Source organism: Erythrobacter aureus, assembly GCF_003355455.1.
Taxonomy (GTDB): Bacteria; Pseudomonadota; Alphaproteobacteria; order Sphingomonadales; family Sphingomonadaceae; genus Qipengyuania; species Qipengyuania aurea.
Genome location: NZ_CP031357.1, coordinates 2,429,317 through 2,444,700 on the forward strand (window position 1 = coordinate 2,429,317; position 15,384 = coordinate 2,444,700).

15 protein-coding genes and 1 pseudogene are annotated in these 15,384 nt (G+C 62.5%); 4 read left to right on the forward strand and 12 right to left on the reverse strand.

Translation table 11 applies throughout. From position 1 onward, the window contains the following. Positions 1–57: 57 nt before the first annotated feature. The 6 genes from fusA to DVR09_RS17230 all read right to left on the reverse strand — a co-directional run bounded on the left by fusA (position 58) and on the right by DVR09_RS17230 (position 5,307). Positions 58–2,151 (reverse strand): elongation factor G, encoded by a 2,094-nt coding sequence (gene fusA / locus DVR09_RS11905; protein ID WP_115417107.1) that lies wholly within the window; start codon positions 2,149–2,151, stop codon positions 58–60. A 109-nt stretch (positions 2,152–2,260) separates the two neighbouring features. Continuing rightward, complete coding sequence (rpsG, locus tag DVR09_RS11910; protein WP_115417108.1) at positions 2,261–2,731, reverse strand: 30S ribosomal protein S7; 471 nt, start codon at positions 2,729–2,731, stop codon at positions 2,261–2,263. Positions 2,732–2,952: 221 nt separating this feature from the next. Further along, positions 2,953–3,324: a 30S ribosomal protein S12 gene (gene rpsL, locus DVR09_RS11915; RefSeq protein ID WP_006831873.1), complete on the reverse strand. Its 372-nt coding sequence runs from the start codon at positions 3,322–3,324 to the stop codon at positions 2,953–2,955. A gap of 535 nt (positions 3,325–3,859) precedes the next feature. Further along, complete coding sequence (locus tag DVR09_RS11920) at positions 3,860–4,276, reverse strand: hypothetical protein (protein WP_115417109.1); 417 nt, start codon at positions 4,274–4,276, stop codon at positions 3,860–3,862. A gap of 81 nt (positions 4,277–4,357) precedes the next feature. Then, on the reverse strand, positions 4,358–4,735 hold the full coding sequence (locus DVR09_RS11925) for a cold-shock protein (protein WP_234041429.1): 378 nt from the start codon (positions 4,733–4,735) through the stop codon (positions 4,358–4,360). Between the two features lie 206 nt (positions 4,736–4,941). Next, the gene (locus DVR09_RS17230) at positions 4,942–5,307 is read right to left on the reverse strand and encodes a hypothetical protein (protein WP_162814959.1); all 366 of its coding nucleotides are present in this window, start codon (positions 5,305–5,307) and stop codon (positions 4,942–4,944) included. A 535-nt stretch (positions 5,308–5,842) separates the two neighbouring features. On the opposite strand from DVR09_RS17230, the gene DVR09_RS11930 reads away from it, so the two are divergent. Both DVR09_RS11930 and DVR09_RS11935 read left to right on the forward strand, forming a co-directional pair. Continuing rightward, on the forward strand, positions 5,843–6,541 hold the full coding sequence (locus tag DVR09_RS11930) for a hypothetical protein (RefSeq protein WP_177822623.1): 699 nt from the start codon (positions 5,843–5,845) through the stop codon (positions 6,539–6,541). A gap of 43 nt (positions 6,542–6,584) precedes the next feature. Then, the gene (locus tag DVR09_RS11935) at positions 6,585–7,232 is read left to right on the forward strand and encodes a GNAT family N-acetyltransferase (protein WP_234041430.1); all 648 of its coding nucleotides are present in this window, start codon (positions 6,585–6,587) and stop codon (positions 7,230–7,232) included. Between the two features lie 57 nt (positions 7,233–7,289). Here the strand turns inward: DVR09_RS11935 and DVR09_RS11940 are convergent, their stop codons facing one another. The 5 genes and pseudogenes from DVR09_RS11940 to DVR09_RS11955 all read right to left on the reverse strand — a co-directional run bounded on the left by DVR09_RS11940 (position 7,290) and on the right by DVR09_RS11955 (position 11,128). Beyond that, positions 7,290–7,907 carry a TadE/TadG family type IV pilus assembly protein gene (locus DVR09_RS11940; protein WP_115417110.1) on the reverse strand — a complete coding sequence of 206 codons (618 nt, stop codon included), beginning with the start codon at positions 7,905–7,907 and terminating at the stop codon, positions 7,290–7,292. Between the two features lies 1 nt (position 7,908). Continuing rightward, on the reverse strand, positions 7,909–8,529 hold the full coding sequence (locus tag DVR09_RS11945) for a TadE/TadG family type IV pilus assembly protein (protein WP_115417111.1): 621 nt from the start codon (positions 8,527–8,529) through the stop codon (positions 7,909–7,911). Then, the gene (locus tag DVR09_RS11950) at positions 8,529–9,719 is read right to left on the reverse strand and encodes a vWA domain-containing protein (protein ID WP_234041431.1); all 1,191 of its coding nucleotides are present in this window, start codon (positions 9,717–9,719) and stop codon (positions 8,529–8,531) included. The genes DVR09_RS11945 and DVR09_RS11950 overlap by 1 nt, the downstream gene beginning before the upstream one ends. 321 nt (positions 9,720–10,040) lie before the next feature. Continuing rightward, positions 10,041–10,154, reverse strand: a pseudogene (locus DVR09_RS17935) (hypothetical protein); the annotation flags it as partial. A gap of 173 nt (positions 10,155–10,327) precedes the next feature. Continuing rightward, the gene (locus tag DVR09_RS11955) at positions 10,328–11,128 is read right to left on the reverse strand and encodes a LysR family transcriptional regulator (protein WP_115417936.1); all 801 of its coding nucleotides are present in this window, start codon (positions 11,126–11,128) and stop codon (positions 10,328–10,330) included. A 132-nt stretch (positions 11,129–11,260) separates the two neighbouring features. On the opposite strand from DVR09_RS11955, the gene DVR09_RS11960 reads away from it, so the two are divergent. Further along, on the forward strand, positions 11,261–13,426 hold the full coding sequence (locus DVR09_RS11960; protein WP_115417113.1) for an RNA degradosome polyphosphate kinase: 2,166 nt from the start codon (positions 11,261–11,263) through the stop codon (positions 13,424–13,426). Beyond that, positions 13,423–14,952 carry a Ppx/GppA family phosphatase gene (locus DVR09_RS11965; RefSeq protein ID WP_115417114.1) on the forward strand — a complete coding sequence of 510 codons (1,530 nt, stop codon included), beginning with the start codon at positions 13,423–13,425 and terminating at the stop codon, positions 14,950–14,952. Before DVR09_RS11960 ends, DVR09_RS11965 begins: the two co-directional genes overlap by 4 nt. Before the next feature lie 20 nt (positions 14,953–14,972). On the opposite strand, the gene apaG is transcribed toward DVR09_RS11965, so the two are convergent. Next, entirely contained in the window at positions 14,973–15,371 is a 399-nt protein-coding gene (gene apaG / locus DVR09_RS11970) for a Co2+/Mg2+ efflux facilitator ApaG/CorD (RefSeq protein WP_115417115.1), read from the reverse strand. Between the last annotated feature and the right edge of the window lie 13 nt (positions 15,372–15,384).

Consider the following 15,384-nt stretch of genomic DNA (forward strand, 5'->3'; position numbering starts at 1 on the left):
CGGGGGAGGAAACGGCGCCCGCGGAATCAGGCGCCGCCCCTAGACCTCAAAGCTGGCTTACGCAAGCTTCTCCTTGACTTCCTGCGCGACGTTGGCCGGCACTTCGTCATAGTGGCTGAACTGCATCGAGTACTGAGCGCGGCCCTGGGTGAAGGAACGCAGCTCGTTCACGTAACCGAACATGTTCGCCAGCGGCACGAAGGCGTCGACCGCCTGCGCATTGCCGCGGCTGTCGGTGCCCTGGATCTGGCCACGACGCGAGTTGAGGTCGCCGATGACGTCGCCGAGATAGTCCTCGGGGGTCACGACTTCGACCTTCATGATCGGCTCGAGCAGCTTGATACCCGCACGGTCTGCGACTTCGCGCATCGCACCGCGACCAGCGATCTCGAACGCGATCGCGCTCGAGTCGACGTCGTGGTACGCACCGTCATACAGATTGACGGTGAAGTCGATGATCGGGAAGCCGACGAGATGGCCGCTTTCGGCCTGCTCGCGGAAGCCCTTTTCGATCGCCGGGATGTATTCCTTCGGAATGTTGCCGCCCTTGATCTCGTCTTCGAAGACGAAGCCCTGGCCGCGCTCACCCGGGGTGACCTTGACCTTGACACGACCGAACTGACCCGAACCACCCGACTGCTTCTTGTGGGTGTAGTCGACGTCGACCGGCTTGCCGAGATATTCGCGATACGCCACCTGCGGCGCACCGACATTCGCCTCGACCTTGAACTCGCGCTTCATGCGATCGACCAGGATGTCGAGGTGAAGCTCGCCCATGCCCTTGATGATCGTCTGGCCCGATTCGTGGTCGGTCGTGACACGGAAGCTGGGATCCTCGGCTGCCAGGCGATTGAGCGCAACGCCCATCTTTTCCTGGTCGGCCTTGGTCTTGGGTTCCACCGACAGCTCGATCACCGGCTCGGGGAATTCCATCCGCTCGAGAATGATCGGAGCGTTGGACGCACACAGCGTGTCGCCGGTGGTGGTTTCCTTGAGACCCGCGATCGCCACGATATCGCCGGCGAATGCCTCGTCGATGTCCTCGCGATTGTTCGAGTGCATCAGCAGCATGCGGCCGATCTTTTCCTTCTTCTCCTTCACCGAGTTCAGCACCGAACCCTTGGTGAGGTGACCCGAATAGATCCGGGTGAAGGTGAGCGAGCCGACGAACGGGTCGTTCATGATCTTGAAGGCCAGTGCAGCGAAGGGAGCCTCGTCCGAAGACGGACGGGTGTCTTCCTTGTCGCTGTCGGGCAGGACGCCCTTGATGGCCGGAACGTCGAGCGGGCTCGGCATGTAATCGACCACGGCGTCGAGCAGGGGCTGAACACCCTTGTTCTTGAACGCCGAACCGCACAGCACGGGCACGAAGTCGCGCGCCATGGTGCCCTTGCGGATGAGCCGCTTGAGCGTCGCTGCGTCGGGCTCGTTACCTTCGAGGTAAGCTTCCATGACATCGTCGTCCTGCTCGACGGCAGTCTCGATCAGCTTCTCGCGGTATTCGGCGACCTTGTCGGCCATGTCGGCGGGAATATCGACATAGTCGAACTTCGCGCCCAGGTCTTCGGCCTGCCATACGATGCCGCGGTTGTTCACCAGGTCGACAACGCCCTGCAGATCGCTTTCCGCGCCGATCGGGAGATAGAGCACCAGCGGGTTCGCGCCGAGGCGGTCGATGATCGACTGAACGCAATAATAGAAGTCCGCGCCGGTGCGGTCCAATTTATTCACGAAGCACATCCGCGGAACGCCGTATTTATCGGCCTGGCGCCATACGGTTTCGGATTGCGGTTCGACGCCGGCAACGCCGTCGAAGACTGCGACCGCACCGTCGAGCACGCGGAGCGAGCGTTCGACTTCGATAGTGAAGTCGACGTGGCCTGGGGTGTCGATGATGTTGATGCGGTGCTTGGGGCCTTCACCGTCTTCGGCCGACCAGAAGGTCGTGGTCGCAGCCGAGGTGATGGTGATGCCGCGTTCCTGTTCCTGCTCCATCCAGTCCATGGTCGCGGCGCCGTCGTGGACTTCGCCGATCTTGTAGGACTTGCCGGTGTAGTAGAGGATGCGTTCGGTCGTGGTGGTCTTGCCGGCATCGATGTGTGCCATGATGCCGATATTGCGGTACCGCTCGAGCGGATATTCGCGGGCCATGTGAAATTCCTCGTGGGTTCGGGGTGACAGATGCGCCGCCCCTTGGGTCCTTAATGTGACCGCCCGGCGACCGTTCCGCGTTTCGGCGGAACGGCCTGCCAGACGAGCCTTACCAGCGGTAGTGCGAGAAGGCGCGGTTCGCGTCCGCCATGCGGTGCGTGTCCTCGCGCTTCTTCACCGCGTTGCCGCGATTGTTGGCCGCATCCATCAGCTCGCCCGAGAGGCGGGCCGACATGGTGGTCTCGGGGCGACCGCGCGCGGCCGAGATCAGCCAGCGAATGGCCAGCGCCTGGGCACGCTCGGGACGCACTTCCACAGGCACCTGATAGGTCGCACCGCCGACACGGCGGCTGCGCACTTCGACCTGCGGCTTGATGTTGTCGAGCGCTGCGTGAAACAGCTCGACCGGATTGGCCTTGGCCTTGTTCTCGACCGTGTCGAGCGCGCCATAGACGATCTTCTCGGCAACGGCCTTCTTACCGTCGAGCATGAGGTTGTTCATGAACTTCGACAGGACCTGATCACCGAACTTGGGATCGGGCAGGATTTCCCGCTTCTCGGGACGACGACGACGTGACATTTCGTATAACTCCTTCGGAGTGCGGCAGCACCTCCGTGCTGCCTTTGGGGTCGGTGCCGGCCCTCTCCCCACCCGACCACCCATAGCTTATGGGCATCATTGGGTGGTCGGGTGGGGGAGAGGGCTGGAACCGCAAGGTCGAGACGGAGGTCTCGACCGCACCCCATAAAAAACTCGAAACCTCGCCACCCACCTCAGCGCGGGCGGCGAGCCCTTACCCCTTACTTCGGACGCTTGGCGCCGTACTTGGAGCGGCTCTGCTTGCGGTCCTTGACGCCCTGCGTGTCGAGCACGCCGCGAAGGACGTGGTAGCGCACGCCGGGAAGGTCGCGCACACGGCCGCCGCGGATCAGCACGACGCTGTGTTCCTGCAGGTTGTGGCCTTCGCCCGGGATGTAGGAGATGACTTCGCGCTGGTTGGTCAGGCGAACCTTGGCAACTTTACGCAGAGCCGAGTTCGGCTTCTTCGGGGTCGTCGTATAGACGCGGGTGCAAACGCCGCGCTTCTGCGGGTTCTGCTCCATCGCAGGGACCTTGCTCTTGGCCTTCTGCGGAACGCGGCCCTTGCGGACCAGCTGGTTGATCGTCGGCATATGAGTTCTTTCTCTTCACCTTGCTTGCTGACCGGGCGACTTGCCCGGTCAGGTCACCTCATCCGGGCGGGAAACCGGTTCCCACTTTCCCCGATGAGGTTCCGTTCAAAGCCACACAGGGCGGCCCTTCGCGGATTGGCGACAACTTGCGGGGGTCGGATGGATTGTCCGAAGCTTCGCGTTCCAACGTCGTCCCGGACCCGATCTGGGACAGTGCTGGACAAAACGCCGCGCTCTTCGCGCGTCATCTTCGCGAGCCTGAAACACTCCACCCATCGGCCCACACGGCCACCGGGTTACTTTGACGGCTGCCCCAAGGTTCCCGGAAGGCGCCCCTTCCGGGGACCGCAGCCCCGGACCTGATCCGGGGCGCTTCGCCTCCTGGTCTGCCTCAATAGAAAAGAGCCCGATCGCTAGTGGCGACAGGCCCCGGGACATGACCGGCAATGTTCAGCTCTATCTGACCGATGGGGGAATCACGCGAGGCGGCTCCAACACCGGATGGCCGCGCACATAGTGCGGAAGGGGGGGGTGGTCAAGCCGTGGGTCGAGCGGCAGCGCTCAACTGACGCAGATGTTCGGCAACCGCCAGGTCGAGGTCCTGGTAGACATAGGGCCCGACATAATACTGCCGAAGCGCCTTGCTCGTCACACCTCTCGGAAGGGTGACCTCGGGCGGGTTCAATGCCCCACCCTCATCTTCCCACGATGCGATCGGGGCGGAGTGCGAAGGCGCGGAGGTCTCGCCCGCATAGGATCCATAGATTATGGTAGGTGGACCGTCGGCGGATGCGGGGGTCTTGGTCATGGGATCGATCCTTCTCAGCGCGCGAACGCGCTCGGCATATTCGACGACCTTGGCGAAATGGTTGTCTCGCGCCGACCCATCGCCTGAGGCGGCGGCTTTCATGACCGCGACCTGGTGTTCGTGGAGTAATCCGTTGAGGTCCATGGCCCGGCCTGCCTTCGATATTTCTGTGAGCGTCAAAAAGGCCCGGGCGCGGAGTGAGTGCGCCCGGGAAGTGGTCTCGGATCAGCTCTGCTGCTGCTTTGCCTGGTCGCGATGCTTGGCGCCCTGGCCTTCGCCCTGCTCTTCTTGACGCAGGTTGATGGCCTGCGGCTGTCCACCGCCGACCTGCTTGGTTTCATAGCCGAAACGCTGGCCCTGCTGGGGAGCCGAGGATTCCTTCTTGAGATCGGACTTTTCGAACTTCAGCACATCACCGCCCTGTTCGGGGGTGATCATGCCCTGGCCCTTGCCGGCGTCGTAGCTCTTGATGGTGCCATAATGTGTCATGGGAAATCTTCCTTCGATTTCGCGCAGGCGCTCAGGAGCGACCGCTTGTGCGCGGTGGCTAGAAGGCGAAATGGAAAGAAGGGAGGGCAACTGGCCCTCAGGACCGTCGATCACGACTGGTAGCTGAGTGTTAGATGGGGTGTTTTTTCGGCGTTACAAGGGGTTGTGGGTCGCCCGTTGTACGAGGAGAGAGCTTTGTCGCGGGAGCGACAGGCCCCGGGACATGACCGGCAATGTTCAGCTCTATCTGACCGATGGGGGAATCACGCGAGGCGGCTCCAACACCGGATGGCCGCGCACATAGTGGAATGGGGGATGGGTCAAGTGGAGGCAGCCACCACATTCCCGCTCGGTATTTTTCGGGGATCGTTCTTGTACATAATGACATATCCGGGAAGCGCCGTAATTTTCCAACCACTTGGAAGAGACTGAACCAAGTGTCGGAATACTTTTCGCGCCGTAGTGGCACCTCCGAGCGCGGGCAATTCTGAGTCAGTCAAATCAGAATGCGGGGTCTGACTTCGAGGCGCGATCATTTCAAATCGCAATGTGAAAGGTAACGCTGCCTTCAGTCTAGAAAGCACTTGGGCCACGGTTTCGCCCTTTTCAATTTCAAATTTGATTGGGCGATCAATATCGATTGGGTACTGAGCATCGAAATTTGACGCTTTGGCTTCCTCGCTCATGCGGACTTCGTCCGCGTCGTTGCGGGCGCGCGGTCGCCCTTGCCTCGCCCGCGGCTCGGTTATTCGCCAGCCAGAAACCATTTTCCTACTTCGCGGGAATGTGCATTGTGGGGTGGGTTATGGACGACCCCAGCCCCACAGAGCCCTTCGTGTCTTCGCGCCTTTGTGTGACTCCAACCGGCGCAGAGCCCGCCGATAGCCGGACTGGCGCGGATGGCGGACCGGCGGAGATGCCGGACATGCCCCTCCCCCATCCCGAGGATGGTCCCCCTCCCCGGTTCGGGGAGGATACCAGCCTTACCCGCGAGTTAGTGTTTCGCCCTCAAGCGCCGGGCGCGACGCATCCGCGCGCCTTGCGTTGGCGCTTCGCGCCGCCTCCGCCTGCGGCTCGGTTATTTTGCCGGATGGAGAGCATTTTCCTACTCGTCATTGCGAGCGTAGCGAAGCAATCCATCTCCTGCCCTCGCCGCATTTTGCAAGGTCGGAAGCTGGATTGCCGCGTCGCCTGCGGCTCCTCGCAATGACGGAGAGCAATATGACCACCCCCACCCGCGCTATCGCTCGCCAAGCCACCTCGGCCGTTGCCCATATCGCGCCCGAGCCTGCCGCGGACGATCCGCTGCTCGGTTTCGCGCCCTATCTCCACAAGGCCCCCCGCCGCAATTCGATCACGCCGACGCTCCAGCGGCGCTTCGTCGCCAGCCTGGCCGCCACGGGGATCGTCACGCAGGCGGCGCGTTCCATCGGGAAGAGCATGGAGGCGCTCTACAAGCTGCGTAACAAACCCGGCGCGGAGGGGTTTGCCGCCGCCTGGGATGCGGCGATCGAGCGCGGGGTGCAGCGGCTGGAGGACAGCGCGCTCGCCCGTGCGATCGAGGGCGTGCCCGAATGGAAGAGCGATGGCGATGGCGGCATCGTCACTTACGGCGTGAAGCATAATGAGGCGCTGGTGATGTTCTTCCTGCGCAACCGCCGCCCCGAACGCTATTCCGAGCATATCCGCCCCGGCCACCCCGTTTACGAACGCATCCGCCGCGAAGTGCTCGCGGGCCTGCCCCCCGCCCGCGCTGCCGGGTGCGGGAGCGGGAGCGGGAGCGGGAGCGGGGAGGATGCGCGGGAATGCGCGCTCTCCCGCCATTTTGCCGAGCGACTGGCGCGAGAGGGCGGCGGCGACGGGACCTGTGCGAACTCCGCCGACATCTCGGCACTGGCAAGCTCTGCGCAAAAGCCCTAGCTTCGATCCCGATCGCAAGTGCGCGCGGGAGCCAAGGATACCCATGGGTGACGACACGAACCGCAAGGCCGCGCCGCGCTGGCAGGAAGCCCGAGGCGATGCCTCCATCCTGACGCGGCTGGAGGACGGGCGGGAGATCTGCATCCGGACCGTCTCGCCCCAGGATGAGGGGCGGCTGCGCGAGGGGATTGCGCGGATGAGCCCGCGCTCGCGCTATCTGCGGTTCTTTTCCGGCGCCACCACGCCCCCCGACTGGGTGATCGAGCGGCTGCTGGATGTCGACGGCGTGCTGCATCTCGCCTGGGGGGCGATCGACCTGTCGGACCCTGCGCAGCCCGCCATGGGCGTGGTCCATGCCATGCGGCCCGATGCGGGCGACCGGGTGGCGGAATTTTCGGTCGGGGTGGTCGACGACTATCACGGGCTCGGCCTGGGGCGTTTGCTGGCGGCGACGCTGCTGCTGGATACGCGCGACGATGCGCTGGAGGCGCTGACCGCGCATGTGCTTTACGAGAACACGGCGGCGATGCGCTTTATCCGGCGGCTGGGCGGGCAGCGCGTGGCGCAGGACGGGCCGACGCTGGAATATCGGCTCGACATCGCCGAGGCGCTCGCCCGGCTGCGCCAGGAGCAGGACCCGCCGGGCCTGGCCGATATCTTCGCCCATTTCGACGCTTCGGACGCTGCCTAGGCCCGAACGCCCGCCCGAGGATCGCGGCCCGCAAAGGCGCGTGGGCGCCCGGGCAGGTCAGCAGCTCATCACGGCGAGCCTCTGCGTGTTACTGATCCGATTGTTCTGCCGCCCGCGCACATTGAAGGCGCTTTCGTGGCGGATCCTTGGCGGGTCGAAGAACCCGGTCGAGATCAGCGGCTGGTAATCGTAGGTCACTTCCACGAACATCACTGCCGTGCCAGGAGCCGCGGTGATCCTGCGGCCCTCCGCGCCCAAACCGTCCGCCAGACTGGCATCCCTGCGCCCGTCGCCTTCTTCGCCATAAGCGGGTTCGATCGAGGTATCCCCGCCCCAGCAGCGCTGCCACCCAATCATCTGCCCGGCCCCTCTGTTCCTTCTACCGTTGTCCTCCAGAGAGGAGAGCACCATCCGCCCATTGGATTCGAAATCGAGCCCCTTGGCGATCACCGCGGCCCCGGCAAAAACTTCGTAGATATTCGCCTCGTCGATGCCCGCATTCACGCGTCCGGCATTGTCGGCTACGGTCATGGCCATCTGGCTCACCCGCATATTCGCGAGCGCAAGGTTGGACAATTCCAGCCCGGTAAGCACCAGTGTGAGGAAAATCGGCGCTGCAAAGGCAAATTCGATCAGCGCGAGGCCGCGTGTATCCTGGCGCAGGGTTTTCAGCATATTACCCACAGATCACCGCCGGGGCTGCCTGCCGGTCGTATGGCTGGTTCCTCACTGCCGTTTCCAGCGTGTATTCGATGGTCGATCCCAGCGTGGGAATAAAGGCATGGATCGGCATCAGCCGCGGAGCCGAAATGGTCGCGGTATAGAGAACCACATCGTCCGCTCCGCCAATACCGTCCGACCCGGCATCGGTATCGTACCTGCCGTTACCATTGGAATCTTCGAAACAATCGTCGTCACCGGCATCGTACTGACCGTTTCCGTTGTTATCCCGCATCAACGGCTCGGGATTTCCAATGGAGGAGAAATCGAAATAGCTTTTCTGGGTAACGGCGATGGTGGCATTCGGCGCGATATGCGATACAGTCTGCTGGATCAGGGCTTCGACCTGTGCCTCGACCGTATCCCCGGATACGCCGAGGACCGGATTTTCCACCGAAGCAGTACGAGCCGCATCGTTCAAGGCACCCTGCATGGTCGAGCGGACATAGCTCTGATAACCCAGATCCAGTCCGCCCAGGAGCAGCAGCAACATCGGCCCTACGATCATCGCGAATTCGACGATGGTCGCACCGCGTTCATCCATACGGAGCCGGTGAATGAGAGGGGTCTGACGCATCAGCGGCTCAATCTCAAACTGCCGATACCGCGACCGATTTCCGCGAAGACCTCTTCAAGATCGGAACCATCGCTGTTGAAGAAATGCTCGTCGCTCGTCGCGCAGTTTTCGACGGCTTCATCGGCATTGACGTCGAAGGCGATGATCCAGATCGTCACCCCCCGCGCTCTCAGCACGTTGCAGATCGACCGGAACCGCTCGGCGTGCCTTTCATTGAGCGTGCCAGCGCCCCTCACACGGTTTTGAAAGCGTTGAACGCCGTATGCGGAATAAGCGCTGTTGTCCGTCCTCAGTTCGCCATCAGTCATGAAAATCATGTGCTGGTTTATCGGCAAAGCTCCGGCCGCATTGGGGTTGTCCGCCGCGAATATGCCAGTGCGAGACAGGAAGCGCGCGCCCCATAGCAAACCGATATCATGATACGTCCAACCTCCCACTCTCGCGGTGGTATTGTTGATCGCAGTCTGGAAGGCTTGCTCTGAATCGTAGGTATCCAGTTTCAATGCTTCTGACGGACAAGAAGCGAACCCAATACCTATGCCCGATGGTAGAACGCCAGGGTCATAACGACCGAATTGAAGCGCTGCATCGTTGCCATTGGCTGCAGCCCGGTCGATATCATCAGCAGTTACATTCGTAGTGATCTGGATTGGATTGCTTGGCGATCCGATGCTTGCGCGTTCTTCGATACAACCATCACCACTGGTACGGAATCTTTGGCGGTTCCCATTCTCGTCGCCGCCGCTGCCCCAGCTCGAATTGTTGATATTTATCAAGGCTTCCCCCCGATAGACCAAGCCGAGAACCTGGCCAAAATCACGGACCCCCCTACGAACATTCCGGTATCCTACGAAGGGAATATCGCCATAGTTATTGTAGGTTCCCACGCTCCCGCAATAGGAGGTATCCCACCTTCGCCACCAAAAGCTGTATTCTTGTCGGCAAGACCTCCAACGGTATGCGCCACTCGGGTAGAGCTGTTCCCTGAGAATATCTCGGTTTCGGAGCTGGCGGGCGACATTCACGGTTTGCGAATATGGCACGATGCCGAACCGGGTCGTCGATCTGTCGCCATCGTCCTGCAAAGCGCGAAACAGACCGATCGCACCTCGGCGCAGCCGGACAATCCGGCGATCGCCACCGATGCTGGGCGGTTCGTTCATCGACCCGGTGACGTCGAGCACCAGCATGACGTCATTCGCGCCGAAATCGCGCGTTGCGTCACAACTGGCCGAAATCGGTATCCGATCGTAACCGAAGATGAACATCAGCGAAGTCGGCACGGTCGTGCTGGCGGTCCCGATGATTTCGGCCGTGTTAACCTGGTTGTGGGTGACGCTGAACGCGGTAGGGCTTGTGTTGAGCGTGCCATCGGGGAAATTGAAATCGAAGAACCTGTTCGCTTCTTCCTCGACGGCATCCGACCATGTCGAGCCATTCATCGACTGGCGGCCTGCCAGCACGGCGGCGTCGCAGGCGTTCTGCAGTTTGGCCTTGGCCATGTATGCGATGCTCAAATCCAGACCGCTGCCGATGACGATGGTCAGCGGAATCAGGGCGGCGGCGAAAATCGCCAGCGTGTTGCCTTGCTGATCCGCTATAAGCTTTCGGAAAAAGCCCGTCATTCCGTTTGTCCCTGTTCAGCCCATCAGGCCCTATCCAGGGAAAACAGAAATAATCCGGAACCTATTATGGTTTACGCCCGGTAAAGCATATTATAGTCGTTAAAAAACAAGGGTCTGATCCCCGGCAATAATGTCGCGGCCAGTCGCCGAGAGCCCCTCACCCCACCGACCCCTCACCCCGCCGAAAGGAACGATACCAGAGACTTGACCTTCTTGGTCCGCCATTGCGGTGTCGGGGCAACCAGCCAATAGGCCCGCGTACCGGTGTGCGGTCCATCGAGCACCTCGAGCTTGCCGGCCTCGATCGATTCCTTCGCCAGGAGTTCGGGCAGAATTGCCTTGCCCAGGCCGGCCAGGGCCGAGGACAAAGCCTGTCCTGCGTTGGAAACCGTCACATGCGCCGCCATACCGTCCTGCAGCGGAAGGCCCCAGTCGATCCACTGGTCGGGCGCGCCGCCCTGATCCCCGGGCCGCGCCACGGTAACACGGCGCGCCTCGTCCAGTTCGATGCCTTGCAGGTCACCCGGCCCGTCGACCAGGCGAATCGCGCAATCGAGATTTGTTTCGGTGAAGTCGGCATTTTCGTCCGCGACGAAGGTGAATTTGATCTCCGGATTGGCTTCCCCGAACTTCGCCAGGCGCGGTGCCAGCCACTGGGCATAGAATTCGCGTGGACAGGCGATGGTATAGCTGTCGGATGCCTGCCCCGCCTGCATCGCCGAAACGCTTTCCTCGAATTTGAGGAACCCTTCTCGCAGCGCATCGAGCCCGGCAGCCCCTTCCTGCGTCAGTTCAAGCCCCTTGCTGGTACGGCGAAACAGCACCGTGCCCAGATGATCCTCCAGCGCGCGAATCTGCTGGCCGACCGCTGCCGGGGTCACCGCCAGCTCGTCCGCGGCGCGGGTGAAGGACAAATGCCTTGCGGCGGCATCGTAGACGCGCAAGGCGTTCAGGGGCAGATGGGTACGCTTCATGGTGCGATGCGACATAAATGCGGCACGCCCAGGAAACAAGGTGCGTCTGTCAACCCTTTCCTTTAGCGCGCCTTTCAAGCATTCTGTAACCCGACCGTCACAATCGAGGCCCATGGCCGCAACCGTACCCGCATGACTGCCGAAGCTGCCCGGACCACCCCGGCCAATGACGCCGGAACGAACGCGCCGCCAGCGCGGGGCGACCGCTATACCAATCGCGAACTCAGTTGGCTTTCGTTCAACCGGCGCGTGCTCGCCGAAAGCGAGAACGAGCGATATCCCTTGCTTGAACGCCTGCGGTTCCTGTCGATCTCGGCCAGCAATCTCGACGAGTTCATCATGGTGCGCGTCGCCGGCCTCGAAGGCCAGGTACAGCGCGGAATCGAAACCCAGGGAATCGACGGCACCAGCCCGCGCCAGCAAATTGCCGCCATTCGCGAACAGTTTTCGGCATTGGAAGACCGACAACAGGAAAGCCTGGAGACGCTGCGCGGCCTGCTGGCCGAAGAAGGTATCCTGATCGCCGCGATCGACGATCTGCCGGAAAGCCAGCAGAACTGGCTGGCCGAGTATTTCGAAAGCGACATTCTGCCGCTCATCACCCCTCAGGCGATCGATCCCAGTCACCCCTTCCCCTTCGTGGCCAATAAGGGGATCGGGGTGATTTTTCGGCTGAAGCGCGGGAAGCGCCAGGCGGACTTGATCGAAATGGTGCTGATCCCCAGCGGCGCTCCGCGATTCGTGCGCGTGCCGGGGGACGATGCGATATACGTTTCGATCGAACAGCTCGTGACGCGATATGCCGACCAGCTATTCCCCGGCTTCAAAGTGCTGGGGGACGGAATTTTCCGCGTCATCCGCGACAGCGACATCGAAGTGGAAGAAGAGGCCGAGGATCTGGTGCGCTATTTCCGCACCGCCATTCAACGTCGCCGCCGGGGGCGCGCCGTCCTGTTGGAACTGGACGACGATTGCGACGAAGTGGCCGAAACGCTCCTGCGCGAACAGCTCGAGGTGGAAGAGGCGATGGTCGTCAAGACCGGCGGTATGCTGGGCCTTGCCGACCTTTCGGCGATCTGCAACGAGCCGCGCCCGGACCTCAAGTTCGAACCTTTCAGTCCGCGCTATCCCGAACGCATCCTGGAACATGACGGGGATTGCTTCGCCGCCATCCGCGAAAAGGACATCGTCATTCATCACCCGTTCGAGAGCTTCGACGTGGTGGTCGATTTCCTCAGCCAGGCCGCACGGGATCCGGCGGTGGTCTCGATCAAGCAGACGCTGTACCGCGCGGGCGATCAGTCGCCGGTAATCGCCGCGCTTATCGAGGCCGCGCAGAACGGCAAGGCGGTAACCGCCGTGGTCGAGCTGAAGGCCCGCTTCGACGAGGAGCGCAACATCCACTGGGCGAGCGAGCTGGAGCGCGCCGGGGTGCAGGTGATCTACGGCTTCACCGACTGGAAGACCCATGCCAAGGTCAGCCTGGTCGTGCGGCGCGAGGAGGACGGGTACCGTACCTACTGCCATTTCGGCACGGGCAATTATCATCCGGTCAATGCGAAGATCTACACCGACCTGAGCTTCTTCACCGCCGATCCGGCGCTGGGGCGCGATGCCGCCAAGATGTTCAATTTCATCACCGGCTACATCGAGCCCGACGATCTCGAGAAGCTGGCGCTTTCCCCTATCGGCCTGCAGGAAAAGCTCTACGAACTGATCGACGCCGAAATCGCCAATGCGAAAGCGGGCAAGCCGGCAGGCATCTGGGTCAAGCTCAATTCGATCACCAACCGGGCGATGATCGACAAGCTCTACGAAGCGAGCCAGGCGGGGGTCGAAATCCGCATGGTGGTGCGCGGCATTTGCAGCCTGCGGGCGGGGCTGCCGGGCATTTCGGAAAATATCAGCGTCAAATCCGTCATCGGCCGATTCCTCGAACATTCACGCGTCTGGGCCTTTGCCAACGGCAAGACGATGCCGAGCCGCCAGGCCAAGGTTTTCCTGACCAGCGCCGATGCGATGAGCCGCAATCTCGAACACCGGGTCGAGGTGATGGTGCCGATCACCAACAAAACCGTGCACGATCAGGTATTGGGACAGGTCATGCTGGCCAATATCCTCGATACCGAACAAAGCTGGGTACTGGAGCCGGACGGCCAGTATCACCGTATGCGACAGGGAGATGGCGGCTTCAACTGCCACCAGTATTTCATGGCCAATCCATCACTTTCGGGCCGCGGTGCCGCGCTTGCCGATCACGAAGTCCCGCGATTGACGCTGCGGGACGGCACCACGTGAACAAATCGCGTTCGGCCAAGTGGCAGCGTCGACTGATGCAGCCTCCGCGGGCAGTGATCGACATCGGTTCGAACACCGTACGGATGGTCATTTACGAAGGCACCGGACGCGCGCCCGAAGTGGTTTGGAACGAAAAAGTCGCCGCCCGGCTCGGGCGGGACCTGTCTTTGACGGGCCGCATCCCCGACGAAGCCGCCGACGAGGCGCTGGGCGCGCTGGCGCGCTATGCGCTTATCATCCGCGATCTCGGGATCGACGATGTCCAGACGGTCGCGACGGCCGCCGCGCGCGAGGCGGAGAACGGCGCGGAATTCCTCGATCGGGTCGCCGATCTCGGGCTCGAACCACGGCTATTGTCGGGCGAGGAAGAGGCCCGCGCCTCGGCAATGGGCGCGCTGGGAGCCTTTCCCGGCGCAAAGGGAGTGGTCGCGGACCTCGGTGGGGGTAGCCTCGAACTCGTTTCCATCGCCAAGAACGCGTGTCACGAGGCCGCCAGCCTGGCTCTGGGAACCTTGCGCCTGCCCGCGCTGCGCGCCGCCGGACAAGATGCCTTCGCCCGGCATGTGCACGATCGGCTCGCCGGCGTCGGCTGGGCTGTCGCGCATCCCGGCCCGATATATATGATCGGCGGCACCTGGCGGGCGCTGGCGGCCTATGCCATGCGGTATTTCGACTATCCGCTGACCGACCCGCACGGCTTCACCCTGGCACCCGACGATGCGCGGCGGCTGGCCGGCGAGCTGGTCGCGGCGAAGCCGGAAGCGTTGATGGACATCAGCGGCATCACTCCGATGCGCGCGCATTATCTGCCCGATGCCGCCGCCCTGCTGCGCCCGCTGCTCGACGCGGTCGAACCGGACGAGCTGGTCTTCTCCTCCTGGGGTATCCGCGAAGGGCTGCTCTATGCCCGGCTCGATCCGGCGCAGATGCGCGCCGATCCGCTGCTTGCCGGGGTCGCCGCCTATGCCGGGCCGCGCGATGCCTCGATCACCGAAGCGGCTCTGCTCGCCGCCTGGACGGTGGAGCTGGCGGATGGCGATGGCCGCGTGAACGAACGCCTGCGGCTGGCCGCGGCGCAATTGTCCGGCGCGCTCCAGCGAGTCGAGCCGAACCTGCGGAGCAGCCACGCGATCGAATGGGCCTTGGGCAAACGCTGGATCGACCTCGACGCGCGCGGCCGGGCCATGATCTGCGCCGCCCTGTTCGGCAGCATGGGACGTACCGAATTACCCGATAAGCTGCGCGAGCTCGCCAGCGACGACGATCTGCGCGAAGGGATGACCTGGGGCCTCGGCTTTCGCCTCGCGCGCAGGCTGGGTGGCGGAAGCAAGGTCTCGCTCACCACCAGCGCGCTGCGCCGCAAGAAAAAACGCCTGGTCCTGCGCCTCCATGAAAGCCGCGCCGCACTGGCGAATTATCCCGCGACCCTGGATTTCGAAGTGCTCGCCAATTGGCTCGACCTCAGCCCCAAGATCAAGATCGGCAATTTCGAGTTTTCGGGGCTGGACGAGGAAGAGGACGGGTAAGCGGTGCGCCCCCGCGAGGCTTAATCCGCGGTTGCCGGGGCGGCGAGCGGGAAATACGGAATGCGCACTTCCAGCGGAGAGCCATCCTCGCCGCGGAACGTGTAGAAGCCTTCCATCGAGCCATGAGGGGTGTCGAGCGGGCAGCCCGAAACGTAATCATGGCTCTGCCCCGGCATCAGAACCGGCTGTTCGCCAACCACGCCATCGCCATCGACATGGCTGACTAGCCCGGCCCCGTCGGTGATCCGCCAATGCCGGGTCATAAGCTGGACGCGCTCGTGAGAGCCGTTTTCGATACGGATGTGATAGACCCAGAACCACTTTCCCGCTTCCGGGCGCGATTGCTCGGGCAGGAAATTCACCGAGACGCGAACCGTAATCCCATCGGTAATCGCGGCATGTTGGAAGAGCTCTTTCATCACAAACCCAAAT

Excerpts from the sequence above, each read along its gene's own strand:
- fusA (WP_115417107.1), bottom strand. The coding sequence starts at position 2,151 with ATGGCCCGCGAATATCCGCTCGAGCGGTACCGCAATATCGGCATCATG.
- rpsG (WP_115417108.1), bottom strand. The coding sequence starts at position 2,731 with ATGTCACGTCGTCGTCGTCCCGAGAAGCGGGAAATCCTGCCCGATCCC.
- rpsL (WP_006831873.1), bottom strand. The coding sequence starts at position 3,324 with ATGCCGACGATCAACCAGCTGGTCCGCAAGGGCCGCGTTCCGCAGAAG.
- DVR09_RS11920 (WP_115417109.1), bottom strand. The coding sequence starts at position 4,276 with ATGGACCTCAACGGATTACTCCACGAACACCAGGTCGCGGTCATGAAA.
- DVR09_RS17230 (WP_162814959.1), bottom strand. The coding sequence starts at position 5,307 with ATGAGCGAGGAAGCCAAAGCGTCAAATTTCGATGCTCAGTACCCAATC.
- DVR09_RS11930 (WP_177822623.1), top strand. The coding sequence starts at position 5,843 with ATGACCACCCCCACCCGCGCTATCGCTCGCCAAGCCACCTCGGCCGTT.
- DVR09_RS11935 (WP_234041430.1), top strand. The coding sequence starts at position 6,585 with ATGGGTGACGACACGAACCGCAAGGCCGCGCCGCGCTGGCAGGAAGCC.
- DVR09_RS11940 (WP_115417110.1), bottom strand. The coding sequence starts at position 7,907 with ATGCTGAAAACCCTGCGCCAGGATACACGCGGCCTCGCGCTGATCGAA.
- DVR09_RS11945 (WP_115417111.1), bottom strand. The coding sequence starts at position 8,529 with ATGCGTCAGACCCCTCTCATTCACCGGCTCCGTATGGATGAACGCGGT.
- DVR09_RS11950 (WP_234041431.1), bottom strand. The coding sequence starts at position 9,719 with ATGCTGGTGCTCGACGTCACCGGGTCGATGAACGAACCGCCCAGCATC.
- DVR09_RS11955 (WP_115417936.1), bottom strand. The coding sequence starts at position 11,128 with ATGAAGCGTACCCATCTGCCCCTGAACGCCTTGCGCGTCTACGATGCC.
- DVR09_RS11960 (WP_115417113.1), top strand. The coding sequence starts at position 11,261 with ATGACTGCCGAAGCTGCCCGGACCACCCCGGCCAATGACGCCGGAACG.
- apaG (WP_115417115.1), bottom strand. The coding sequence starts at position 15,371 with ATGAAAGAGCTCTTCCAACATGCCGCGATTACCGATGGGATTACGGTT.